The 22,034-nt window shown below is 60.3% G+C and carries 22 protein-coding genes; 14 read left to right on the top strand and 8 right to left on the bottom strand.

The features are described from left to right. Positions 1–4 precede the first annotated feature (4 nt). Positions 5–937 (bottom strand): LysR family transcriptional regulator, encoded by a 933-nt coding sequence (locus HS968_RS19975; RefSeq protein WP_182368386.1) that lies wholly within the window; start codon positions 935–937, stop codon positions 5–7. A gap of 34 nt (positions 938–971) precedes the next feature. On the opposite strand from HS968_RS19975, the gene HS968_RS19970 reads away from it, so the two are divergent. Next, positions 972–1,439, top strand: a complete 468-nt coding sequence (locus HS968_RS19970; RefSeq protein ID WP_182368384.1) for a multidrug/biocide efflux PACE transporter — start codon at positions 972–974, stop codon at positions 1,437–1,439. Positions 1,440–1,495: 56 nt separating this feature from the next. After that, positions 1,496–2,050 carry a sugar ABC transporter ATPase gene (locus tag HS968_RS19965; protein WP_182368382.1) on the top strand — a complete coding sequence of 185 codons (555 nt, stop codon included), beginning with the start codon at positions 1,496–1,498 and terminating at the stop codon, positions 2,048–2,050. 1 nt (position 2,051) lies between these two features. Here HS968_RS19965 and HS968_RS19960 read toward each other — a convergent pair whose 3' ends face one another. Beyond that, a complete protein-coding gene (locus tag HS968_RS19960; protein WP_182368380.1) occupies positions 2,052–4,160 on the bottom strand; it encodes a TonB-dependent siderophore receptor in 2,109 nt (702 codons plus the stop codon). A gap of 143 nt (positions 4,161–4,303) precedes the next feature. Here HS968_RS19960 and guaB point away from each other — a divergent pair, with 143 nt between their 5' ends. From guaB to HS968_RS19945, 3 genes are all read left to right on the top strand, one after another. After that, positions 4,304–5,773 (top strand): IMP dehydrogenase, encoded by a 1,470-nt coding sequence (guaB, locus tag HS968_RS19955; protein ID WP_182368378.1) that lies wholly within the window; start codon positions 4,304–4,306, stop codon positions 5,771–5,773. 75 nt (positions 5,774–5,848) lie between these two features. Further along, on the top strand, positions 5,849–7,426 hold the full coding sequence (gene guaA / locus HS968_RS19950; RefSeq protein ID WP_182368376.1) for a glutamine-hydrolyzing GMP synthase: 1,578 nt from the start codon (positions 5,849–5,851) through the stop codon (positions 7,424–7,426). Between the two features lie 282 nt (positions 7,427–7,708). Next, complete coding sequence (locus tag HS968_RS19945) at positions 7,709–8,686, top strand: class I SAM-dependent methyltransferase (protein ID WP_182368373.1); 978 nt, start codon at positions 7,709–7,711, stop codon at positions 8,684–8,686. Here HS968_RS19945 and HS968_RS19940 read toward each other — a convergent pair. The 3 genes from HS968_RS19940 to HS968_RS19930 form a co-directional block, all read right to left on the bottom strand. Further along, on the bottom strand, positions 8,676–9,023 hold the full coding sequence (locus tag HS968_RS19940; protein WP_182368372.1) for a hypothetical protein: 348 nt from the start codon (positions 9,021–9,023) through the stop codon (positions 8,676–8,678). The two genes, HS968_RS19945 and HS968_RS19940, sit on opposite strands and share 11 nt — an antisense overlap. Before the next feature lie 237 nt (positions 9,024–9,260). After that, positions 9,261–9,773, bottom strand: coding sequence for a hypothetical protein (locus tag HS968_RS19935; protein WP_182368370.1), 513 nt, complete (start codon positions 9,771–9,773; stop codon positions 9,261–9,263). Continuing rightward, positions 9,770–10,234, bottom strand: coding sequence for a hypothetical protein (locus HS968_RS19930; RefSeq protein WP_182368368.1), 465 nt, complete (start codon positions 10,232–10,234; stop codon positions 9,770–9,772). Before HS968_RS19930 ends, HS968_RS19935 begins: the two co-directional genes overlap by 4 nt. Positions 10,235–10,498: 264 nt before the next feature. Between HS968_RS19930 and HS968_RS19925 the strand changes: the two genes are divergently transcribed. Genes HS968_RS19925 through HS968_RS19915 form a run of 3 tightly spaced genes read left to right on the top strand, consistent with a single transcriptional unit; the run spans position 10,499 to position 12,891 of the window. Continuing rightward, entirely contained in the window at positions 10,499–11,869 is a 1,371-nt protein-coding gene (locus HS968_RS19925; protein WP_182368366.1) for a multicopper oxidase family protein, read from the top strand. Positions 11,870–11,925: 56 nt separating this feature from the next. Then, positions 11,926–12,402, top strand: coding sequence for a tRNA adenosine(34) deaminase TadA (tadA, locus tag HS968_RS19920; protein ID WP_119693314.1), 477 nt, complete (start codon positions 11,926–11,928; stop codon positions 12,400–12,402). Positions 12,403–12,435: 33 nt separating this feature from the next. After that, positions 12,436–12,891 (top strand): hypothetical protein, encoded by a 456-nt coding sequence (locus HS968_RS19915; protein WP_182371658.1) that lies wholly within the window; start codon positions 12,436–12,438, stop codon positions 12,889–12,891. A 4-nt stretch (positions 12,892–12,895) separates the two neighbouring features. On the opposite strand, the gene mltF is transcribed toward HS968_RS19915, so the two are convergent. Next, positions 12,896–14,362, bottom strand: coding sequence for a membrane-bound lytic murein transglycosylase MltF (mltF, locus tag HS968_RS19910; protein WP_119693312.1), 1,467 nt, complete (start codon positions 14,360–14,362; stop codon positions 12,896–12,898). 167 nt (positions 14,363–14,529) lie between these two features. On the opposite strand from mltF, the gene purL reads away from it, so the two are divergent. From purL to HS968_RS19895, 3 genes are all read left to right on the top strand, one after another. After that, on the top strand, positions 14,530–18,426 hold the full coding sequence (gene purL / locus HS968_RS19905; RefSeq protein WP_182368364.1) for a phosphoribosylformylglycinamidine synthase: 3,897 nt from the start codon (positions 14,530–14,532) through the stop codon (positions 18,424–18,426). A 238-nt stretch (positions 18,427–18,664) separates the two neighbouring features. Continuing rightward, positions 18,665–18,934 carry a CDGSH iron-sulfur domain-containing protein gene (locus tag HS968_RS19900; protein WP_182368362.1) on the top strand — a complete coding sequence of 90 codons (270 nt, stop codon included), beginning with the start codon at positions 18,665–18,667 and terminating at the stop codon, positions 18,932–18,934. Between the two features lie 155 nt (positions 18,935–19,089). Then, positions 19,090–19,407, top strand: a complete 318-nt coding sequence (locus HS968_RS19895) for a Nif3-like dinuclear metal center hexameric protein (RefSeq protein WP_106736861.1) — start codon at positions 19,090–19,092, stop codon at positions 19,405–19,407. A gap of 46 nt (positions 19,408–19,453) precedes the next feature. On the opposite strand, the gene HS968_RS19890 is transcribed toward HS968_RS19895, so the two are convergent. Both HS968_RS19890 and HS968_RS19885 read right to left on the bottom strand, forming a co-directional pair. Beyond that, on the bottom strand, positions 19,454–19,957 hold the full coding sequence (locus HS968_RS19890) for a L,D-transpeptidase family protein (RefSeq protein ID WP_179622376.1): 504 nt from the start codon (positions 19,955–19,957) through the stop codon (positions 19,454–19,456). Positions 19,958–19,976: 19 nt separating this feature from the next. Next, entirely contained in the window at positions 19,977–20,531 is a 555-nt protein-coding gene (locus tag HS968_RS19885) for an NUDIX hydrolase (RefSeq protein WP_119693307.1), read from the bottom strand. Positions 20,532–20,680: 149 nt separating this feature from the next. Between HS968_RS19885 and HS968_RS19880 the strand changes: the two genes are divergently transcribed. From HS968_RS19880 to HS968_RS19870, 3 genes are read left to right on the top strand one after another with little or no spacing between them, the layout of a single operon-like run. Then, positions 20,681–21,283, top strand: a complete 603-nt coding sequence (locus HS968_RS19880) for a CoA pyrophosphatase (RefSeq protein ID WP_119693414.1) — start codon at positions 20,681–20,683, stop codon at positions 21,281–21,283. Positions 21,284–21,295: 12 nt separating this feature from the next. Then, entirely contained in the window at positions 21,296–21,820 is a 525-nt protein-coding gene (locus tag HS968_RS19875; protein ID WP_179622375.1) for a gamma carbonic anhydrase family protein, read from the top strand. After that, positions 21,813–22,013, top strand: coding sequence for a DUF1289 domain-containing protein (locus tag HS968_RS19870; protein ID WP_106736857.1), 201 nt, complete (start codon positions 21,813–21,815; stop codon positions 22,011–22,013). The genes HS968_RS19875 and HS968_RS19870 overlap by 8 nt, the downstream gene beginning before the upstream one ends. Positions 22,014–22,034 lie beyond the last annotated feature (21 nt).

Below are 22,034 nucleotides of genomic sequence, written 5' to 3'. Positions count from 1 at the left end.
CTGCTCAACTGTCTTCGAGCAGACGATCGAGCAGCCAGGCCGCCACTGGGCCGAGTTCGCGTTGCCGCGACCAGATAGCGTCCACGGTCACCCGTCGTGGCCAGCCACTGCAGGGCAGTTCATGCAGGCTACCGAAACTGTAGGTGTCGACCAGTTGCCGTGGCAGCTCGGCCCAACCGAAGCCCAGACGCGCCATTTCCAGGAGCATCAGGTAGTCCGGTGCGGCCCAGCAACGTCCGCCGCTGCCGGGTAGATCGTCGGTATTGGCATCGTCATGGGCGACGCTGCTCAGGCGTAACAGGCGCCAATGCGACAAGTCTTCCTGGCGTACCTGGGCCAGCTTGCTCAGGGGATGATCCTTGGCGACGAACAGGCCGAACTCGCTGCTCATTTCCAGGCGGGCATGGGCGATATGTGGCGGGTAGGTCGGTTGTGCACCGAGCAGGCCTAGTTGTGCGCGGCCCTGGGTGACCAGGTCGAGCACGTCGGCCTGTTCGGCGATCAGGCTTTCGAACTGCAGATCGGGGAAGCGCTGATCCAGCTCCTGCAGGCGTACTTCGTATTGTTTCGGTTGGTAGGCGTCGGACAGCGCCAGGGTCAGGCGCGCTTCCTGGCCTCTGGCCAAACCGGCGGCATGTCGCGCCAGGCGGTCGCTGGCGCACAGGACTTCTTCGGCGTGGGCGAGCAGGCTGGCACCGGCCTCGGTCAGTTGCAGGTGGCGGGGGCCGCGTTCGAACAGGGCCACGCCCAGGTCGATTTCCAGGCGGGCGACTGCCTCGCTGACAGTCGACTGACTCTTGCCCAGGCGCCTGGCGGCGGCGCTGAGCGAGCCACAACTGGCGGCCTGGGCGAATGCTTGCAGCGATTCGGGGGAAATATTCATATCGGTTTGGCCGATGGCTGTTGCTTTTTGGTTGGCTGGTTTTCCGATGATCATAGCCCTCGTCGTCACTTATCACGAGGTTTGCTTCATGACTCAGCCCCTGCCGCGTTCCCTGCGTGAGCGTATTGGTCATTCCCTGGCCTTCGAAGGTATTGCCGTGCTCATCTGCGCGCCGGCCATGGCCTGGTTCATGGGTAAGCCTTTGCTGCAGCTCGGCGCCTTGACCCTGATGTTCTCCACCGTCGCCATGCTGTGGAACATGCTGTTCAACTACCTGTTCGATCGCGCCCAGAGCCGGTTGGGCTTCGAGCGCGGCCTGTGGGCGCGGGTCTGCCATGCACTGCTGTTCGAGGGGGGGCTGGTCGTCATGCTGGTGCCGTTGGCGGCCTGGTGGCTGTCGATTGGCCTGCTCGAGGCGCTGCTGCTGGACATCGTCCTGATTCTGTTCTTCCTGCCCTACACCATGGCATTCAACTGGATTTACGACGTGCTGCGTGCCCGCTTGTTGGCGCGGCGTGAGGCGCAGGCCAATGCTGCGATCTGTCGCGGGGCTTGATTTGCCGGCGGCAGCGCCTAAGCTGCCGCCCTTTCCTTGCCAGCCGTTCGAGCACCATGACCGCGCAACTGATCCTCGTCCCGCAGATTTCCACACTTCCTGCCCATGAAGAGAAGGCGAGGGCCATGCTGCGCTGGTTGGTCAAGCGCGAGATCGTCGAGGCGCTGCCGACCACCTGCGGGCAGGGCGGCAACGGCATGGCCTATGCCATCGGGCCCGGCGCTCGGCGCATCGCCCAGCACCCCGAGTTGCTGCCCTATGGGCAGCCGCACAATGGCCTGGAAATCATTACCCACCGCTGCATCTATATACCAACGCGTGGTTTTCTCGAGGAAGCGGGCTGTGCCGAATGTCGCAAGGAAGTCGGCGTGCCGTTGTTCGATAGCCTGGAAGTGTGGTGGCCAGGGGAAACCGACAACTTCACCTGCCCGGAATGCGGGCATGAAGATGACATCAACGGTTTCCTGTTCCTGCAGCCGTGCGGTTTTTCCAACCTGGGCTTCATCTTCAACGGCTGGATGGATGCCGGCCTGCGCCCGGCGTTCGTCGAGGAGTTCGGCGAACGACTGGGCTTTGCCGTGAGGCAGGTGCGGGTCGACGATCCGGCCTGAATCAGAACTCGATGCTGGCAGAAAGGCGTACCTCGCGCGGCTCGCCGACTGCGACACGCAGATTGCCGCCGCTGGACGGGTAGTAACGCTCGTCGAACAGGTTGCGTACGTTCAGTTGCAGGCGAGTCTTCTCGCCGAGCAATTGACTGTCCCAACTGATGAAGGCATCGGCCACCGTGTAGCTGTCCAGCCAGAATGTGTTGGCGTTGTCGCCGGCGCGCTCGCCGACGTAGCGTGCGCCCCCCCCCAGCCGCCACTGACCGAATTGCTGTGGCAGATCCAGGTGATGGGTAATGTAGAGGCTGGCGATGTTGCGTGCGGCGTTGACCAGCTCGTTGCCTTCGTTGGTCGGGTCATCGAGGATTTCCGTATCGGTGTAGGCGTAGCTGCCGAGCACTTCCCAGCGCTCGCTGAGGCGGCCACTGATATCCAGTTCCACGCCGCGCGAACCGACCTTGCCTGCTGCTTCCGAAACGTTGTTGTTGCTCACCACCACGTTCTCTTTCTCGATATCGAACAGCGCCAGGCTGGCGCCGATACCTCGCGGCAGGTCGAGTTTTACGCCCAACTCGTAGCTGCGACCCTCTTCGGGATCGAAGGCCTGGCCGGTAGTGGCGTCCGAGGCATTGGGTACGAAGGAGCGGCTGTAGTTGCCGTAGAAGGCCACCTGGTCGTTCAGTTGGAAGACCAGGCCGCCGAAGGGCAGGAAGGTGGTGTCGTGGCGGTCGGTTGGGCGGACGTAGGTGGCTCCTCGTCCTTGCTCGACGAGCTGCTCGAAGCGCTGATAACGGCCACCGAGAACCAGAATCCACTGGTCGTTCAGATGCCAGTTGTCCTTCGCGTAGATCGACCGTGAATGCAGCTCGTCGCTGCGATCACTTTGCGCGGGATTGAGCAGCGAAGGTGCGGCGAGGTTGCCGTATACCGGGTTGTAGATATTGAAGCCACCTACTGCCGGGCCGCGCCAGGTGTCGCCACGGAAGTTGTCGACTCGCTCGGTGTCGGCACCGATCAGCAGGTCATGAGGCTGGCCGAACAGGTCGGAATTGCCGATCCAGTCCCAGGCCAGGTATTGGGTCTGGTTGTCATGTTCGCTGCCATCGGAGCGGCGCCGCATTGCACCAGCAGGGCTATTGAATCCATTGGGATCGGGTCGCGCTTCGGCATAGTCGTAGCGCTCGTTGTTCCAGCCGTAGGTAAGGCGCGTCGACCAGTCGTCGCTGAGTTGATACTCGGCAGTGGCGGTGAGCAATTCGTCGATGCCTTCTGCCTTCGACCAGCTCTCGCCGAAGCGGTCCTTGTAGGACACCTTGGCCGGCTTGCTGTTGATGATCACCGTGCCGCGATCCACTGGCGTGCTGTATTCCTTGTATTCGTAGGCGATGTTGAGGCGCAGGCGTTCGCCTTCCCAGCTCAGCGAGGGTGCAATCAGGCTGTTTTCCTTGGTGCCGAAGTTACGCCAGTAATCTTCGTGCTGACGCTCGGCAATCAGGCGAAAGGCCAGGCCACTGTCGGCAATCGGGCCGGTTACGTCGACCGCCAGGTTGCCGCCGCCAAAGCTTGAGCTGCCTGCGTCGATGCGCGTGTCCCATTGGTACTGCGGCTTCTTGCTGGTGACGTTGATCAGGCCGCCCGGTTCCAGCGCGCCATATAGCAGCGAGGCCGGCCCCTTGAGCACCTCCACGCGTTCGGTGGTGGCGCTGAAGTTGCGCGAGAGGCTGGAGCGAATGCCGTCACGAAGGATCGATCCATCGGCGTTGGCACCAAAGCCTCGTTTCACGAAACCGTCCTGGGTGCCGCCCAGCGTATTGCTCTGGCTGACGCCACTGACGAACTTCATCGCGTCATCCAGCGAACGCACCCGGTAATCCTCAATGGTCTTTGGCGTAACCACCTGAACCGACTGAGCCTCATCCCTGAGTGCAACGGAGGATTTGCTTGCCGTACTGGCACGCTTTGCCTGGTAACCGTCGTCTTCGAGAGTCGGGGCAGCGACGATTTCCTGGCTGGGTAGCTCCAGCTCCTGAGCCAGCAGGTGGCTGGCTGGAAGCAGGCAAAGGGTAAGCAGAGCGGCACGCTGGCTGCTCAAGGAGGAGCGGTTAGGTTTCATTTGGCACTCAAGTGCAAGTGTTTTTGAGAATCATTATTTTATGTGTTCGAGGCATGACTGCCTAGAGGCACACTTTGCATTGAGTGAAATGAGGTCGCTGGGTATAATGCCGCGCTTCTTATTTTCCCGCTCGGGAGCCCGCCATGCTGCGCATCAGCCAAGAAGCACTCACTTTCGACGACGTCCTGCTTATCCCCGGTTACTCCGAGGTGTTGCCCAAGGACGTCAGCCTCAAGACCCGCCTGACTCGCGGCATCGAACTGAACATCCCGCTGCTGTCAGCCGCCATGGATACGGTCACCGAGGCTCGCCTGGCTATCGCCATGGCGCAGGAAGGCGGCATCGGCATCATCCACAAGAACATGACCATCGAGCAGCAGGCTGCCGAAGTGCGCAAGGTCAAGAAGTTCGAGTCCGGTGTGGTCAAGGATCCGATCACCATCGAGGCTGATGCGACCGTTGGCGATCTGTTCGAACTGACCCGCCTGAACAACATTTCCGGTGTACCAGTGCTGTACAACGGCGATCTGGTGGGCATCGTCACTTCCCGCGACGTACGCTTCGAAAACCGCCTGGACGCCAAGGTGCGTGAGGTGATGACACCGAAAGAGCGCCTAGTCACCGTCAAGGAAGGCGAAGATAAGGCCACCGTGCGCAAGCTGCTGCACAAGCACCGCATCGAGCGCGTGCTGATCGTCGATGATCAGTACCGCCTCAAGGGCATGATGACCGTCAACGACATCGAGAAAGCCAAGGCCTACCCGCTGGCGAGCAAGGATGACCAGGGTCGCCTGCGCGTTGGCGCCGCTGTCGGTACCGGTGCCGATACGGGTGATCGGGTTGCAGCGCTGGTCAATGCTGGTGTGGACGTGATCATCGTCGACACTGCTCACGGTCACTCCAAAGGCGTGATCGACCGCGTGCGTTGGGTCAAGCAGAATTTCCCGGACGTCCAGGTGATCGGTGGCAACATCGCCACTGGCGCCGCTGCCAAGGCACTGGTCGAGGCTGGCGCCGACGGCGTCAAGGTCGGCATCGGCCCTGGCTCGATCTGCACCACCCGCATCGTCGCCGGCGTTGGCGTTCCGCAGATCAGCGCCGTGGCCAATGTCGCCGCCGCGTTGGCGGGCACCGGCGTACCGCTGATCGCTGACGGTGGCATCCGTTTCTCCGGCGACCTGTCCAAGGCCATCGTCGCTGGCGCCTCCGCCGTGATGATCGGTTCCATGCTGGCCGGTACCGAAGAGGCCCCGGGTGAAGTCGAGCTGTTCCAGGGCCGTTCCTACAAGGCTTACCGTGGCATGGGCTCGCTGGGCGCCATGGCGCAGGCGCAAGGTTCGAGTGACCGTTACTTCCAGGACTCCTCGGCTGGTGCCGAGAAGCTGGTGCCGGAAGGCATCGAAGGTCGCGTGCCGTACAAGGGCGCGATGGCAGCCATCGTTCACCAGTTGATGGGCGGCCTGCGTGCCTCCATGGGCTACACCGGCTGCGCCACCATCGAAGAGATGCGCACCAAGCCGGAGTTCGTGCGCATCACTGGCGCCGGCATGGCTGAATCGCACGTCCACGACGTGCAGATCACCAAGGAAGCGCCGAACTACCGGGTCGGTTGATCCGCTGCACTTTTATGAATAACGGGGCTGTTCGATCAGCCCCGTGTCATTTGTGAATACCTACGAGAGATGGCCATGGCCCACGACATTCACGCCCACCGCATCCTCATTCTGGACTTCGGTTCCCAGTACACCCAACTGATCGCCCGCCGCGTTCGTGAGATCGGCGTCTATTGCGAACTGCACCCTTGGGACATGAGCGACGAGGACATCCGTGCCTTCGCCCCGCGCGGCATCATTCTCGCCGGTGGTCCGGAGTCGGTGCACGAAGCCAACAGCCCGCGCGCGCCGCAGGCCGTGTTCGATCTGAATGTACCGGTGCTGGGCATCTGCTACGGCATGCAGACCATGGCCGAGCAGCTCGGCGGCAAGGTGGAAGGTTCCGACCTGCGTGAGTTCGGCTACGCCCGCGTCGACGTGGTTGGCAAGAGCGAGCTGCTGGCTGGCATCGAAGACCATGTCGACGCCGACGGCGTACTCGGCCTCGACGTGTGGATGAGCCACGGCGACAAGGTCACCCGCCTGCCGGAGGGTTTCCACATCCTCGCCAGCACCCCGAGCTGCCCGATTGCCGCCATGTGCGATGACTCTCGCCACTACTACGGCGTGCAGTTCCACCCGGAAGTGACCCACACCAAGCAGGGCGGTCGCATCCTGTCGCGCTTCGTGCTGGAAATCGCCGGTTGTGAGCCGTTGTGGACGCCGGCCAACATCGTCGAAGACGCCATCCGCCAGGTTCGCGAGCAGGTTGGCGACGCCAATGTGCTGTTGGGGCTGTCCGGCGGCGTCGACTCCTCGGTGGTTGCTGCGCTGCTGCACAAGGCCATCGGCGATCAGCTCACCTGCGTATTCGTCGACAACGGCCTGCTGCGTCTGCACGAGGGCGATCAGGTCATGGCCATGTTCGCCGAGAACATGGGCGTCAAGGTCATCCGTGCTGATGCCGAAGAGCAGTTCCTTTCCAATCTGGCCGGTGAGTCCGATCCGGAGAAGAAGCGCAAGATCATCGGTCGCACTTTCATCGATGTGTTCGATGCGCAGGCCAGCAAACTGGACAACATCCAGTTCCTCGCCCAGGGCACCATCTACCCGGACGTGATCGAGTCGGCTGGCGCCAAGAGCGGCAAGGCTCACGTGATCAAGAGTCACCACAACGTCGGTGGTCTGCCGGAGGAAATGAACCTCAAGCTGGTCGAGCCGCTGCGTGAACTGTTCAAGGACGAAGTGCGCAAGATCGGCCTGGAACTGGGCCTGCCCTACGACATGGTCTACCGCCACCCATTCCCGGGCCCAGGTCTGGGCGTTCGTATCCTCGGTGAAGTGAAGAAGGAATACGCCGATCTGCTGCGTCGTGCCGACCACATCTTCATCGAAGAGCTGCGCAAGGCCGACTGGTACCACAAGACCAGCCAGGCTTTCGTGGTGTTCCAGCCGGTGAAGTCGGTCGGTGTGGTTGGTGATGGCCGTCGCTACGCCTGGGTTGTCGCCCTGCGCGCCGTGGAAACCGTGGACTTCATGACCGCACGCTGGGCTCACCTGCCTTACGAGCTGCTGGAAACCGTCAGCGGCCGCATCATCAATGAAATCGAAGGCATCTCCCGCGTCACCTACGACGTGTCGAGCAAGCCGCCAGCGACCATCGAGTGGGAGTGATCCCGTAGCGCTGAATGAAAAAACCGGCTTAGGCCGGTTTTTTCATGGAAGTCTGAAGCACCTCATTCTAGATAGCATTGAGGATGCCATTAGCTTGTGGGCACCGATTGATGCGACGGTCAGGCGTGGTGCACCTGTTTGCAGTTCTTCTGCGGAAGAGGTTTGCTCACGAATTATGTAAGTGAGGTGAGTTGTTCGAGTCGTTGAGCCTCATGTTGGGGTAGCATCGGCAGAGTTACTTGGTTTTTACATGCTTGGGCTTTGGGTGTAGAAGGAAATACAATGATTCTCGAACCTCTCGATAAGCGAATGATAAATTGGGATTTTTCTCGTTTTGAGAGTAGGGGCTGCCCTTTCTGTGATGCGATAAGTACTAAGCCGTCTTACATTCGTCCTGATAGGTGTTCTGTGTTAAATTGCTCGATGTGTGGCTGTTATTATGTTTCTCCAGCACCCTCCGAAAATTTGCTCAATGATTTTTATAGTTCTTACCATGTTGCGTACTTTGGTGGGCGTATAAGTTATGGTGTTGAAAATATAAAGTCTGAGTTGGATGTTTTGGATCCGCAATCCGATCCGCGTTTGAGTTTTGTTATGAAGGATATGCTTCTCAGGTTAAATGCGGGGTATAGAATCCTTGATTTTGGCTGTGGAACAGGAGAGTTTCTATATCAAGCAAAACAACTAGGAGCCTCTGTTGTCGGTGTTGAGTTCGATCATGTCGCGGTTTCGATTTGTCACCAACTCGGTCTTGAATCTGTTCTCTTGGGTGGTATCGATGTGTTGAAAAATATCGATGAAAAATTTGATCTTATTGTTTTGAATGATGTGATTGAGCACGTGCTGAACCCTAATCAGCTCATTTCTGATTTGTGCGAGTTGCTTGACAAGGGTGGCAAGATTTTAATATGGACTCCGAACGGGGACGCTATCGCGAATGATGATCGCAAGACTGCTCTGCGTGTCGACTTGGAACATATGCAGTATCTGACAAGTGGTGCTGTGTCAGAGTTATGCCGTAGAAATAGTCTTTCGGTCTGCCATTACCAGCAACTTGGTTTTCCATCGGATAGAAATTTTATTGATAATCTCAGTGAGCGGTCTTGGCGGGCGCAGATCAAGAGCAGACTGCTCGTCTGCCTTGGGGGTATAGGCTTAATGGGTTTTGTAAGGCGCGCGTTGTTGCGTCTCGGTTATAAGCGCAGTATTTACCTGTCGGGTGGTAGTTATAACTTGTTTTGCGTATTGGTTAAACGATAGTGGGTGTAGAGAAAGACTCAGTAGAAAATCTGCTCTTTTCGGTATGCTCACGATAATGTTGGCCGTGGCGTTCGCAGTAGAGTTCTAGGCAGATCATTGGCCGGGCATCTTCGGCGTCGCCTTCCTTCGGATCCGGAGTCAGAATCTCATAAGCTGCAACCTGGGCCGCACCGGGTCGCAGAAAAGCCTGGCGTATGCCTTTCAGTATGAGACGTCCGAACAGGTAGTAGCCTCCCTGCCGATGGCGATCAGCCCTATAGCCATTGGCGATACCGCCCATCAGCACTATCCAGAAGAGCAGCAACAGCGAGGTGAGAATTACCAAGGCGATGCTCATCGCTGTGCCGAAATGATCCATGTCGTGCAGAGAGCCGCGTGGGGAGCGTAATTCTAACGCTGCTTTGTTTCAGCGGGGCATTGACCAAGGTTTTACTGCACTGGCTGTATTTGGCCCCATGTTTTTATAGGCCAATGCTGATTTTTATGAGGCAGGGAGGGCGCTTCTACATAAAAGCGTATCTCAATCTCAAGTCGCTTGTGATGGAAATGCCCCGTGGCGTTGAAGGCGGCCATATCAGGTATACCAGGCCAGCAGAACTGTGGTCACCAATCCCGCTGAGGCTATTAGCCAAAAGGCAACGACTTCACGGCTGTAATGAAGTTGCTCGATCAGAACCGCTTTTTCATTACGGGGGTTGCATGCGATGGCTATCCATCGTCCATCGAGTAATTGATGCCAGTCACTGTCACTCATCCAGCAGGAGGCACTGTGTTCAGGTAGTTCAAGGGCTTTGAACAGATTTTGGCTGGTCAGTGGCTCGAGAGTCAGGTGGAAGTGTTTTCCCTTTATTTCACAGTTGAGTTCCAGTTCAACGACAGGGCGAGCGTCGTCATAAAGCCGATCTTCTGGGTCGTGAGTCGATACTCGGAAGGCGATCACCTGCGCTGTGCCGGGCTGCATGCAGGCAATCTTTATACGCTGGATGATCATTGTGAGCGCGCCATAAACAACTCTGGCAAAAAACGCCCAGAAAACCATGAGGATAAGAAGCAGGACAATGGCAAGAGCAATCTCCCAATTCTTCAATGGCCGACTCCTTGTATGAGCAAGATCGTGGCAAGCCAGGTTATGAGGTAGAGTGCCAATCCCAGGCATATATGAAAGTAACCTGCCTTGAGTGGACGCTCGAAATGTGCATCTGCTGGCCGTTCAATTTTTATATAAAGAGTGGCTGTTCCGGTCTGCTTGTCGATTACAACGGGGTCACCTACCTGTTGCTCATCTAGATATTGAACTTCGTACGTTCGCCCCTCGTGGTGGTAGCGTAATAGGTAGATGGTGCAGTAGTGAACCCAAGTTCTCTTATGTGCGTGGAAGCGATTCTTTATCATGCGCTGATCTACAATCTCTGCGCGAATGGGGAAGTAGTCCTTTTTTCTGGTTTTGCTCAACAGATAAATTTTTCTGTGATTTTCAGAAAGTGCCCATAACCAGAAAAATATAAATAAAGTCGCTGGTGCTGAGAGGGCGATTAAGAAGTAAATCATGGAAGCTTCCATAGCCTCGAAGTTAGTCCATAAGCTCAGGTCATCAGCTTGAGCTGTGCAGTTCCTGGATTCAAGCGCCCCGTATGCAGGGTTGTTACGCGTTTTGCCAGCGCTGAGCGGCTGGTCGCAATTTCAGCGAGTCTGATAGGAGGCGGTTTTTCAGGCTTGTGCGGCAACACGCCTCACCCAGGTCTCGTCTTGTCATCCTTGGAAATGAGAAGATGATGCAATTGGGGGGAGCCCTGTGAATCGCCGAGGATGAAGATGTCGTTTACCCGCAGACAAGTGCTCGCTGGCCTGGCTGGCCTAGGTATCGCCGGGCTTGGTGCTGGCGGTGTGCGTTACTGGCTGGGTCGCCCGGAGAACGTGGCGACCCATGACTACGAGCTGATCGCTGCACCGCTGGATCTGGAGCTGGTGCCGGGGCATATCACGCCGGCCTGGGCCTATGGTGGTCAGGCGCCTGGCTTCGAGCTGCGCTGCCGACAGGGCGAGCGTCTGCGGGTGCGCTTCATCAATAAACTGGACGTGCAAAGCACCATCCATTGGCATGGCATCCGCCTGCCGCTGGAGATGGATGGCGTGCCCTATGTTTCCCAGGCGCCGGTGTTGCCGGGTGAATATTTCGACTACGACTTCATTTGTCACGATGCCGGCAGCTTCTGGTATCACCCGCACACCACCAGTGCCGAGCAACTTGGGCGCGGCCTGGTCGGGCCATTGATCGTCGAGGAGCGCGAGCCGACGGGGTTCCGCCATGAGCGCACACTGAGCCTGAAGACCTGGCATATCGATGAGCAGGGCGCTTTCACCGAGTTTCTGGTACCGCGCCAGGCGGCACGCGAGGGTACGCGAGGTCGACTGAGCACCATCAATGGTGAGCCTAACCCTGACCTGGAACTGCCGGCAGGGCAGGTGGTGCGCCTGCGCCTGATCAATGTCGACAACACCATCACCTATCGCCTCAACCTGCCAGGTGGCGAGGCGCGTATCTATGCGTTGGACGGCAATCCGGTGCAGCCGCGTCCGCTAGGCAAGGAATATTGGCTGGGCCCTGGCATGCGCATCGATCTGGCGCTGAAGGTGCCGGCGGCTGGGCAGGAGTTGTCCCTGCGTAACGGCCCGTTGCGTCTGGCGACCATAAAGAGTGTTGCCAGCAGCGAGCCGTCAGCGGATTGGCCGCCAGCCTTGCCGGCCAATCCCATTGCCGAGCCGGATCTGGCTCGCGCCGAGACCTTGCGCTTCAATTTCGAGTGGGCGGCGATGCTGTCCGGCAACGTGGAGCAGGGCGGCAGCTACAAATACTGGCAGATCAACGGCCAGGCCTGGGACATCAATGACAAGACCTGTGCGGATCGCCCGATTGCTACTCTGAAGAAGGATGGCCACTACATCTTCGTGCTGCGCAACATGGCGCAGTATCAGCACCCCATTCACCTGCATGGTATGACTTTCAAGGTGTTGAGTTCTGATCGGCGTCAGATCATTCCGTACTTCACCGATACCTACCTGCTGGGCAAGAACGAGACTGCGCGCATCGCTTTCGTTGCCGATAATCCCGGTGTCTGGATGTTCCACTGCCATGTGATCGACCATATGGAAACCGGGCTGATGGCCGCCATCGAAGTGGTGTAGGGTAGGCGCCGTTTTTCGGCCTGCCTTCGTCGGCGGTCAGCCCTGGGATTGATGCAATGAAAAGACCGCAGATCATCGACCGCTCGCGTGACGAGCACTTCATGCGCCTGGCGCTGGAGCAGGCGCGACTGGGCGCCGAGCAAGGCGAGGTGCCAGTGGGTGCGGTGCTGGTGCAGGGCGACGAAGTGGTCGGTCAGGGCTTCAATTGTCCGATCCTGCGTCACGACCCCAGCGCTCATGCCGAGATGGTGGCGATCCGCGCGGCGGCGCAAAGCGTGCAGAACTATCGGCTGCCTGGCAGCACCTTGTACGTCACGCTGGAGCCCTGCAGCATGTGCGCCGGTTTGATCGTGCATGCGCGCATCGCTCGCGTGGTGTTCGCTGCCAGCGAGCCGCGTGCCGGTGTGGCGATCAGCCAGGGGCAGTTCTTCGAGCAGAGCTTTCTCAACCACCGTGTGCTGGTGGAGGGCGGGTTGCTGGCCGAGGAGAGCGGGGCAATGCTGCGAGAATTCTTCAAGGCTCGGCGCGGCTGAGCATCGCTACAGGGAATGATCATGAATAAACGGATGTTGGGCCTGCTGACGCTGTTGACCGTGCCTGCGCTCGCGGCCGAGCAGGAGGTGTATCTGCTTGCCAGTGTGCAGTTGGGTGGCTCCAACCTGGCGCAGAGTATCTTTCTCCATGAGCCGCAGATCACCACGCTTGAAGAGTGCCAGAAGGCTGTTCGCATTGGCCAGCGTGATCGTGACTGGCTGCGCTACCACCATATCTTCATGCGCGACCGTTTTCAGGGCTTTACCGGTCAGCTGGATTACCGCTGCGTATTCAGTGATCAGCGTTTCAGCCACTGGGATGATCGGGCACGTTACAGCCATCCCTACCTGATCAGCATTGATGAGCAGGCCATTCTGCGGGTGGAGCGAGTCGAGAGTCAGGCGCAGTGCGCGAGTCGGCTCAAGGGGTTATCCGAGGCGCGGCGAGCAATCAGTCGTTGTGCGGTGGGGAATCAACGCTTGCTCTGAATACTCAGAGCGGCGGGGTTTCTTCTTCGGGCTTGCGTTTGTCGATGCCTGGCAGGTGAATACCGCTTTCGGCCACTTGCGTCCCTTCCAGCTGTGGCTGGGTCACCCAGGTGAGGATGTCGTAGTAGCGGCGGATGTTACGCACGAAGTGCACAGGCTCACCGCCGCGCGCATAGCCATAGCGCGTCTTGCTGTACCACTGCTTCTGCGCCAGGCGTGGCAGGATCTTCTGCACGTCGGCCCACTTGTTCGGATCCAGCCCTTCGGCCTCGGTCAGCTTGCGTGCATCTTCCAGGTGTCCGCCGCCGACGTTGTAGGCTGCCAGGGCGAACCAGGTGCGATCCGGCTCGGCAATGCTTTCCGGCAGCTGCTGGTGAACCTGAATGAAGTAGCGTGCACCGCCTTCGATGCTCTGCCTGGGGTCGAGTCGGTTGGAGACGCCGACCGATTGCGCGGTGCGTTGGGTCAGCATCATCAGGCCGCGTACGCCAGTCTTGGAGGTGGCATTGGGTTGCCACAGCGATTCCTGATAGCCCATGGCGGCGAGCAGTCGCCAATCCACCTGATGGCTGTGGCCGGCCTGGCGGAACATCTTCTCGTAGCGCGGCAGGCGTTGTTGCAGGTGCTGAGCGAAGGTGTAGGCGCCGACGTAGCCGAGTACGTCGACATGGCCGTAGTAGCGTTCTTTCAGGCGTTGCAGCGTGCCGTTTGCTTCCGAGCGTTCGAGGAATGCGTCGATTTCCAGCAGCAGGCTGTCATCCTCGCCGGCGGCCACCGCCCAGCGCATGTGATTGGTCTCGCCAAGGTCGAAGCCTACCCGCACGTTGGGGAAATACACCTGGTTCATCGCCAGTTCGTTGGAGTCCACCAGCGTCAGGTCGATTTGTCCCTCGTCGACCATGCGCAGCAGGTCGACCACTTCCACGGCGTCGGAGACTTCGAACTCCAGCTCCGGTAGCTCCAGCTTGAGAGCGGCCAGTTGTTCGGCATGGCTGCTGCCGGCCAGCACCAGGATGCGCTTGCCGAGCAGGTCTTCCGTTTTGGTCGGGCGCGGCTGGCCCTGGCGATAGATGATTTGTGGCGTAACTTCCAGATACGGAATGGAGAAGCGGGCCTGGCGCTGGCGCTGCGGTGTATCAACCAGACCGGCGGCGGCCAATACCGGGCCGTTGGCGCGATCCAGGCTGGCGAACAGGCTGTCGAGGTTGTCGGCGGTTTCGATCTTCAGTTCCAGGCCGAGGTCGGTGGCGAAGCGTTTGGCCAGTTCGTATTCGAAACCGGTCGCACCGTTGCGATCCTGGAAATAGGTGGCGGGGCTGTTGCGAGTGACCACGCGCAGCTCACCCTCCGCCTTTACCTGCTCGAGTACGCTGGGCTTGGGGTCTTCGCCGCAGCCAGCGAGCATCAGGAGGGTTCCAATCGCCAACAGCCCTGTGGCGCAACGCATGCGTATCGCAGGTCGTGCAAACATCGGCGCAGTATACGCAAAGCCGCTGCGGCGCCATATCTCGACAGCGCTTCGCTTCTCTGCTAGCACGCGTTCGTCCTTAAAGCGCCTGGCTACAGGTGCCGCAGGCCGCTGCTTTAGGGTAGAATGCCCGGCCTCCAGCACACCCCTTCCCAGAGGCTGTTCCGACGATGTTGATTCTGCGCGGCGCTCCCGCCCTTTCCGCTTTCCGCCATGGCAAATTGCTCGAGCAACTGACCAGCAAAGTGCCGGCCGTGACCGGGCTGTACGCCGAGTTCGCGCATTTCGCCGATGTCACAGGTGTTCTCAGCACCGACGAGGAACAGGTACTGGCGCGTCTGCTCAAGTACGGCCCGAGCGTGCCGGTGCAGGAGCCCAGCGGCAAGCTGTTTCTGACCATTCCGCGTTTCGGCACCATCTCGCCGTGGTCGAGCAAGGCCAGCGATATCGCCCGCAACTGTGGCCTGGCCAAGATCCAGCGCCTGGAGCGTGGCATCGCCTATTACGTCACTGGCGAGCTGTCGGCGGATGATCAGGCCGCTGTTGCTGCTGCCTTGCATGACCGCATGACTCAGCTCGTGCTGGGCAGCCTGGAAGAGGCCTCTGCACTGTTCAGCCATGCTCAGCCCAAGCCGCTGACTGCGGTGGACGTGCTTGGCGGCGGCCGCGCGGCGCTGGAGCAGGCCAACCAGGATCTGGGCCTGGCCCTGGCCGAAGATGAAATCGATTACCTGGTGAAGAGCTTCAACGACCTGGGGCGCAACCCGCACGACATCGAGCTGATGATGTTCGCCCAGGCCAACTCCGAGCACTGCCGCCACAAGATCTTCAATGCCAGCTGGGACATCGATGGCGAGAGCCAGGAAAAGTCGCTGTTCGGCATGATCAAGAACACCTACCAGATGCACAACGAAGGTGTGCTGTCCGCTTACAAGGACAATGCCTCGGTCATCGTCGGCCACACCGCCGGGCGTTTCTTCCCCAATCCTGAAACCCGCCAGTACGGCGCGGTGCAGGAGCCGGTGCACATCCTGATGAAGGTGGAAACCCACAACCACCCGACCGCCATCGCGCCGTTCCCCGGTGCTTCCACTGGCTCCGGCGGTGAGATCCGTGACGAAGGTGCCACTGGCCGTGGTGCCAAGCCGAAGGCCGGCCTGACTGGTTTCTCGGTTTCCAACCTGAATATCCCAGGCTTCGTGCAGCCCTGGGAAAAGCCCTACGGCAAGCCCGAGCGCATCGTCAGCGCGCTGGACATCATGATCGAAGGCCCGCTGGGCGGCGCCGCGTTCAACAACGAATTCGGTCGCCCGGCGCTCAATGGCTACTTCCGTACCTTCGAGCAGGCGGTCGACAGCCCGCGCGGTGAAGAGGTGCGCGGCTATCACAAGCCGATCATGCTCGCCGGTGGCCTTGGCAACATCCGCGAGAACCACGTGCAGAAGGGCGAAATCTCGGTCGGCGCCAAGCTGATCGTGCTCGGCGGCCCGGCCATGCTCATCGGTCTGGGCGGCGGCGCCGCGTCGTCGATGGCCACCGGTGCCAGCTCTGCCGATCTGGACTTCGCCTCGGTGCAGCGCGAGAACCCGGAGATGGAGCGCCGCTGCCAGGAGGTCATCGACCGCTGCTGGCAGCTGGGTGAAGCCAACCCGATCAAATTCATTCACGACGTCGGCGCTGGCGGTATCTCCAACGCCCTGCCGGAGCTGATCAACGACGGCGGCCGTGGTGGTCGCTTCGAACTGCGCAACGTGCCCAACGACGAGCCGGGCATGGCCCCGCACGAAATCTGGTGCAACGAGTCGCAGGAACGCTACGTGATGAGCGTAGACGCTGCCGACTTCGAGCGTTTCAAGGCCATCTGCGAGCGTGAGCGTTGCCCCTTCGCCGTGGTCGGCGAGGCCACTGCCGAGCCGCATCTGACCGTGACCGACAGTCATTTCGGCAACACCCCGGTGGACATGCCGCTGGAAGTGCTGCTGGGCAAGCCGCCGCGCATGCACCGCAGCGTCGCGCGTGAAGCCGAGCAGGGCGATGACTTCGCCGCCAGCGAAGTGGCCATCGACGAAGCGCTGGAGCGCGTACTGCGTCATCCGGCCGTGGCCAGCAAGAGCTTCCTGATCACCATCGGCGACCGCACCATCACCGGTCTGGTGGCACGCGACCAGATGGTCGGCCCGTGGCAGGTACCAGTGGCCGACTGCGCCGTCACCGCCACCAGCTTCGACGTCTACACCGGTGAAGCTATGGCCATGGGCGAGCGCACCCCGCTGGCGCTGCTGGATGCTCCGGCGTCCGGACGCATGGCAGTCGGCGAAACCGTTACCAACTTGGCTGCCGCGCGTATCGAGAAAATGTCCGACATCAAACTGTCGGCCAACTGGATGGCTGCTGCGGGTCATCCCGGTGAAGACGCCCGCCTGTACGACACGGTCAAGGCCGTAGGCATGGAGCTGTGCCCGGCACTGGGCATCACCATTCCAGTGGGCAAGGACTCCATGTCCATGAAGACCCGCTGGCAGGAAGAGGGCGTCGACAAGAGCGTCACCTCGCCGCTGTCGCTGGTGATCACCGGTTTTGCCCCGGTGCAGGACATTCGCCAGACCCTGACCCCGCAACTGCGCATGGACAAGGGTGTCACCGACCTGATCCTGATCGATCTGGGTCGTGGCCAGAACCGTATGGGTGGCTCGATCCTCGCTCAGGTCTACGCGAAGATCGGCCAGCAGGTGCCGGACGTCGATGACGCCGAAGACCTCAAGGCCTTCTTCGCCGTGATCCAGGGCCTCAATGCCGATGGTCACCTGTTGGCTTACCACGACCGTTCCGACGGCGGTCTGCTGACCACCGTGCTGGAAATGGCCTTTGCCGGCCATTGCGGCCTGAGCTTGAGCCTCGATGCTCTGGCCGATGAGGCCAGCGAGCTGCCGGCCGTACTGTTCAACGAAGAACTGGGTGCCGTCATTCAGGTGCGTCAGGATGCTACCGCGGAAGTGCTGGCGCAGTTCAGCGCCGCCGGCCTTGGCGATTGCGTGGCCGTGATTGGCCAGGCCGTGAACAACGGTGAAGTCAGCATCAGCTTCAACAGCGAGCCGGTGTTCTCCGGCGAGCGTCGCCTGCTGCAGCGTCAGTGGGCCGAAACCAGCTACCAGATCCAGCGCCTGCGTGATAACGCCGAGTGCGCCGATCAGGAGTTCGATGCGCTGCTGGAAGAAGACAATCCAGGCCTGAGCGTCAAGCTGGGCTTCGACGTCAATCAGGATGTTGCCGCGCCCTACATCAAGAAGGGCGTGCGTCCGCAAATCGCGATCCTGCGTGAGCAGGGCGTCAACGGCCAGGTGGAAATGGCGGCAGCCTTCGACCGCGCCGGTTTCTCTGCCATCGACGTACATATGAGCGACATCCTGGCTGGCCGCGTTAGCCTGGAAGCGTTCAAGGGCCTAGTGGCCTGCGGTGGCTTCTCTTACGGCGACGTGCTGGGTGCCGGTGAAGGCTGGGCCAAGTCGGTGCTGTTCAACGCCCGTGCCCGTGATGCCTTCCAGGGCTTCTTCGAGCGCAAGGACAGTTTCACCCTTGGCGTGTGCAACGGTTGCCAGATGATGAGCAACCTGCATGAGTTGATTCCGGGTACCGAGTTCTGGCCGCACTTCGTGCGCAACCGCTCCGAGCAGTTCGAAGCGCGCGTGGCCATGGTGCAGATCCAGGAGTCGGCATCGATCTTCCTGCAGGGCATGGCCGGTTCGCGCATGCCGATCGCCATCGCTCACGGCGAAGGCCATGCCGAGTTCGAGAGCGAGGAGGCGTTGCTGGAAGCCGATCTGTCCGGCACCGTGGCCATGCGTTTCGTCGACAACCACGGCAAGGTCACCGAGACCTACCCGGCCAACCCCAACGGTTCGCCGCGCGGGATCACCGGCCTGACCAGCCGCGACGGGCGTGTAACCATCATGATGCCGCACCCGGAGCGCGTGTTCCGCGCCGTGCAGAACTCCTGGCGCCCGGACGAGTGGCAGGAAGACGGCGGCTGGATGCGTATGTTCCGCAATGCACGGGTCTGGGTGGATTAATAGCGGCCGCGTAGCGGCCTTCTGCTGACCCTCTCCCGCTCGCGGGAGAGGGTGCCCGAAGGGCGGGAGAGGGAAAGCGGCCGCGCTCCGATCCAGCTTGAGCTGGCGCCGGTGTAGATCTAGCGCCGAGCCCTCTCCCGCAAGCGGGAGGGGAGCACGCTCGTGTAGCCCGGATGCAATCCGGGAAAACCTGTGCCATACCTTCCCCGGATTTCATCCGAGCTACGCAGGCCCATCCATGGCCGATGATTCTCCCCTCATCCTTCCTGAAGTGCGCCTGTTAAAACCTGGCGAAATCCACCGCCTGTGTCGCTGTGGCCGTTCGGCGTCCCTGCCGGACTGCGACGACCACTGCGATTGCTCCCTGATCCTACACCCTGAGCGTGAGCAGCGTTTGTTGCTGTGCCGCTGCGGGCGCTCGGGCGAGTTGCCCTACTGCGATGGCAGTCATAGCCCATCGGCCCCACGTCTGGCCGACAAATGGCGGCGCTTTTTCAAGGGCAACTGAGAACGTCACCCCCGCAGGTTGAGTCGAAAACAGCGGAACCTGTCACGCCTCAAGTGGATTTGTGCAGGCGCCCTCAAGACAATTCAATGTCAAAGTGACATCATATTGGCGTCATGGATTGTCTGTTGTTCGGTTGCCCATCTGCGGAGAACTTGATGTACAAGCTGTGTTTCTATGTGCCGGAAACCCATCTGGAGCCGGTGAAAAAAGCGGTATTCGCGGCAGGTGGCGGGCGTATTGGCCTCTACGACAGTTGCTGCTGGCAAGTGCTGGGTCAGGGACAGTTCCGTGCGCTGGAAGGTAGCCAGCCATTTCTTGGCCAGGTTGGCGGCATCGAGCAGGTCGCGGAGTGGAAGGTTGAAATGGTCGTCGCTGACGAACTGATCCACGATGCAGTGAAGGCTCTGAAGAAGACGCATCCCTACGAAACGCCGGCTTTCGACGTCTGGCGGCTATCCGACCTGCAGTTCTGATTCGATATGAAAAGGGCGCCATTGGCGCCTTTTTCATTGCAATGGCTCAGGGCCTGATTTCGATCAGCGTGCCATCTTTGACCAGGCTCCATACCTCGCGCATATCGTCGTTCTTCATGGCGATGCAGCCTTCGGTCCAGTCCAGGGTGTGGAAGAACCACTCCGGGTATTCCTCGTCCAGCGGCGTGCCGTGAATCATGATCATGCTGCCTGGCGGCACGCCGGCAGCCTTGGCCTTGGCCAGGTCGCGGGCATTGGGGTAGGAGATATGCAGCGACAGTTGGTACTTGTCGCTGGGTTTGCGCCAGTCGATCCAGTAGAAGCCCTCGGGCGTGCGCAGGTCGCCCTCGCGCTGCTTGGCTCCGTCGGGTTGTTTGCCGAGGGAGATACGGTAGGACTTGATGGTTTCACCGCGCTGCTGCAGATGCAATTTGCGCTCGGATTTGAGTACCAGCACCTTGTCCACCGTGCGGCTGCTGGCCACGGGTGTGGTGCTGGCCATGGCATTGAGGCTGAGGGTGAGGCAAAGCAGGGGCAACAACCAGCGCATCGGGTGATATCCGCAAAGGTCAACGGGGCGTGTAATGAGCGCGCAGCGCCGCGAGCGGCTCGTTGCGTACCGGGAAGAGGTTTTGCCGACGGTCGGCAAAGAAGCATTCTAAGGTACGCCCTATGGTCGGGAAAGCCAGCTCAGACCAGGGGATCTGTGATTCTTCGAACAGGCGCACTTCCAGGCTCTCTTCACCCACGGCGAAATCCAGGTCTACCAGCTCGGCGCGAAACATCATGTACACCTGGCTGATGTGGGGCAGGTCGAAGAGGGTGTAGAGGTTCAGGTCACGCACGCGAGCGCAGGCTTCCTCGAGGGTTTCGCGGGCGGCGGCCTGTTCGGTGGTTTCGCCGTTCTCCATGAAGCCAGCGGGCAGTGTCCAATAGCCGCGGCGCGGTTCGATGGCGCGGCGACACAGCAGCACCTGGTCACCCCAAACAGGTAGACAACCAGCAACGATGCGCGGGTTTTCGTAGTGAACGGTGGCGCAGTGGCCGCATACGTGACGCATGCGGTTGTCGCCAGCGGGAATCATGCGGGTAACGGCGTTGCCGCACTGGCTGCAGAATTTCATGCCCTGTCCTCGGTTGCTGGCGCTATCTTGGCTGCCTGCGTTGTGGCCGGCAAGCCCGCCATTGAGGCCATCCAAGCCTATCGCCGGGGTTGGGCGAGCGAGCGCTTTCATGCCATGATGCCGGGCAAAACAAGATTCCGAGTATGCCCATGCTGGACGAGTTGCTCCATCGCGTGCGCGGTTATTCACCGCGCCCTCTGGAGACCGAGCGCAGCTTCCCTGAGGCGGCGGTGCTGGTCCCCATCACCCGCAGTGACGAACCTGAACTGGTATTGACCCTGCGTGCCAGCGGTTTGTCGACTCACAGTGGCGAGGTCGCGTTCCCAGGTGGTCGGCGCGACCCGGAAGATCGTGATCTGGTGGATACCGCGCTGCGCGAGGCCGAAGAGGAGATTGGCCTGCCGCCAGGCTTGGTCGAGGTCATCGGGCCGCTCAGCAGCCTGGTTTCGCGTCACGGCATTCAAGTTACGCCCTATGTCGGCCTGGTGCCGGACTACGTGGAGTACAAGGCCAATGACGCCGAGATCGCCTCGGTGTTTTCGGTGCCGCTGGAGTTCTTTCGCAGTGATCCGCGCGAGATGACTCATCGTATCGATTACCTCGGGCGCAGCTGGTACGTGCCGTCCTACACCTATGGCGAGTACCGCATCTGGGGCCTGACGGCGATCATGGTGGTGGAGCTGGTCAATCTGGTTTATGACGCTGGCATCGCTCTGAACCAGCCCCCCGAACACTTCATCCATCTGCGCTGAGGACTGACGAGCATGAAATACCGCCTGGGAAGTTCCCGTGTCGACGCCCATCCCGACAGCTGGGTCGCGCCGAGCGCCGACCTGATCGGCAAAGTCCGTCTGGAGGCCGGTGCCAGCGTCTGGTTCGGTGCCGTGCTGCGTGGCGACAATGAACTGATCCACATCGGTGAGAACAGCAACGTGCAGGACGGCAGCGTCATGCATACCGACATGGGTTTTCCGCTGACCCTGGGCAAGGGCGTGACCGTCGGCCACAACGTGATGATGCATGGCTGCAGCGTCGACGATTACAGCCTGATCGGCATCAATTCGGTGATCCTCAACGGCGCGAAGATCGGCAAGTACTGCATCATCGGCGCCAACAGCCTGATTCCCGAGGGCAAGGTCATTCCCGACGGCAGCCTGGTGATGGGCAGCCCCGGCAAGGTGGTGCGCGAGCTCACCGAGCCGCAGAAGAAGATGCTCGAAGCCAGTGCTGCTCATTACGTCCATAATGCGCAGCGCTATGCCCGCGAACTGGTGCCTGACGATGAGTGAGGCGGAAAAGCCCGTGCGCTCGCCTTGCGTGCATGTCTGCGCGCTGGACGAGCAGGATGTCTGCATCGGTTGCCAGCGCACGGCAGCCGAAATCACCCGCTGGGGCCGCATGGAAAACACCGAGCGCCGTGCGGTGCTGCAATTATGCCTGGAGCGCGCCCGCGCTTCGGGACTTCTACTGACGTCTTCCTGATTCACTGTCCCGTTTTCGAGG

The sequence above is a fragment of the Pseudomonas berkeleyensis genome, assembly GCF_014109765.1.
Taxonomy (GTDB): domain Bacteria; phylum Pseudomonadota; class Gammaproteobacteria; order Pseudomonadales; family Pseudomonadaceae; genus Aquipseudomonas; species Aquipseudomonas berkeleyensis.
This window is presented reverse-complemented; position numbering and strand designations above follow the sequence as displayed.

What these genes read in the sequence shown, in the direction of transcription:
- HS968_RS19870 (WP_106736857.1), top strand. Translation starts at nt 21,813, where the DNA reads ATGAGTGAGGCGGAAAAGCCCGTGCGCTCGCCTTGCGTGCATGTCTGC.
- purL (WP_182368364.1), top strand. Translation starts at nt 14,530, where the DNA reads ATGTTGATTCTGCGCGGCGCTCCCGCCCTTTCCGCTTTCCGCCATGGC.
- HS968_RS19975 (WP_182368386.1), bottom strand. Translation starts at nt 937, where the DNA reads ATGATCATCGGAAAACCAGCCAACCAAAAAGCAACAGCCATCGGCCAA.
- HS968_RS19915 (WP_182371658.1), top strand. Translation starts at nt 12,436, where the DNA reads ATGTTGGGCCTGCTGACGCTGTTGACCGTGCCTGCGCTCGCGGCCGAG.
- guaA (WP_182368376.1), top strand. Translation starts at nt 5,849, where the DNA reads ATGGCCCACGACATTCACGCCCACCGCATCCTCATTCTGGACTTCGGT.
- HS968_RS19940 (WP_182368372.1), bottom strand. Translation starts at nt 9,023, where the DNA reads ATGAGCATCGCCTTGGTAATTCTCACCTCGCTGTTGCTGCTCTTCTGG.
- HS968_RS19885 (WP_119693307.1), bottom strand. Translation starts at nt 20,531, where the DNA reads ATGAAATTCTGCAGCCAGTGCGGCAACGCCGTTACCCGCATGATTCCC.
- HS968_RS19970 (WP_182368384.1), top strand. Translation starts at nt 972, where the DNA reads ATGACTCAGCCCCTGCCGCGTTCCCTGCGTGAGCGTATTGGTCATTCC.
- HS968_RS19890 (WP_179622376.1), bottom strand. Translation starts at nt 19,957, where the DNA reads ATGCGCTGGTTGTTGCCCCTGCTTTGCCTCACCCTCAGCCTCAATGCC.
- HS968_RS19875 (WP_179622375.1), top strand. Translation starts at nt 21,296, where the DNA reads ATGAAATACCGCCTGGGAAGTTCCCGTGTCGACGCCCATCCCGACAGC.
- mltF (WP_119693312.1), bottom strand. Translation starts at nt 14,362, where the DNA reads ATGTTTGCACGACCTGCGATACGCATGCGTTGCGCCACAGGGCTGTTG.
- guaB (WP_182368378.1), top strand. Translation starts at nt 4,304, where the DNA reads ATGCTGCGCATCAGCCAAGAAGCACTCACTTTCGACGACGTCCTGCTT.
- HS968_RS19900 (WP_182368362.1), top strand. Translation starts at nt 18,665, where the DNA reads ATGGCCGATGATTCTCCCCTCATCCTTCCTGAAGTGCGCCTGTTAAAA.
- HS968_RS19930 (WP_182368368.1), bottom strand. Translation starts at nt 10,234, where the DNA reads ATGATTTACTTCTTAATCGCCCTCTCAGCACCAGCGACTTTATTTATA.
- HS968_RS19960 (WP_182368380.1), bottom strand. Translation starts at nt 4,160, where the DNA reads ATGAAACCTAACCGCTCCTCCTTGAGCAGCCAGCGTGCCGCTCTGCTT.
- HS968_RS19925 (WP_182368366.1), top strand. Translation starts at nt 10,499, where the DNA reads ATGTCGTTTACCCGCAGACAAGTGCTCGCTGGCCTGGCTGGCCTAGGT.
- HS968_RS19880 (WP_119693414.1), top strand. Translation starts at nt 20,681, where the DNA reads ATGCTGGACGAGTTGCTCCATCGCGTGCGCGGTTATTCACCGCGCCCT.
- HS968_RS19945 (WP_182368373.1), top strand. Translation starts at nt 7,709, where the DNA reads ATGATTCTCGAACCTCTCGATAAGCGAATGATAAATTGGGATTTTTCT.
- HS968_RS19965 (WP_182368382.1), top strand. Translation starts at nt 1,496, where the DNA reads ATGACCGCGCAACTGATCCTCGTCCCGCAGATTTCCACACTTCCTGCC.
- HS968_RS19895 (WP_106736861.1), top strand. Translation starts at nt 19,090, where the DNA reads ATGTACAAGCTGTGTTTCTATGTGCCGGAAACCCATCTGGAGCCGGTG.
- tadA (WP_119693314.1), top strand. Translation starts at nt 11,926, where the DNA reads ATGAAAAGACCGCAGATCATCGACCGCTCGCGTGACGAGCACTTCATG.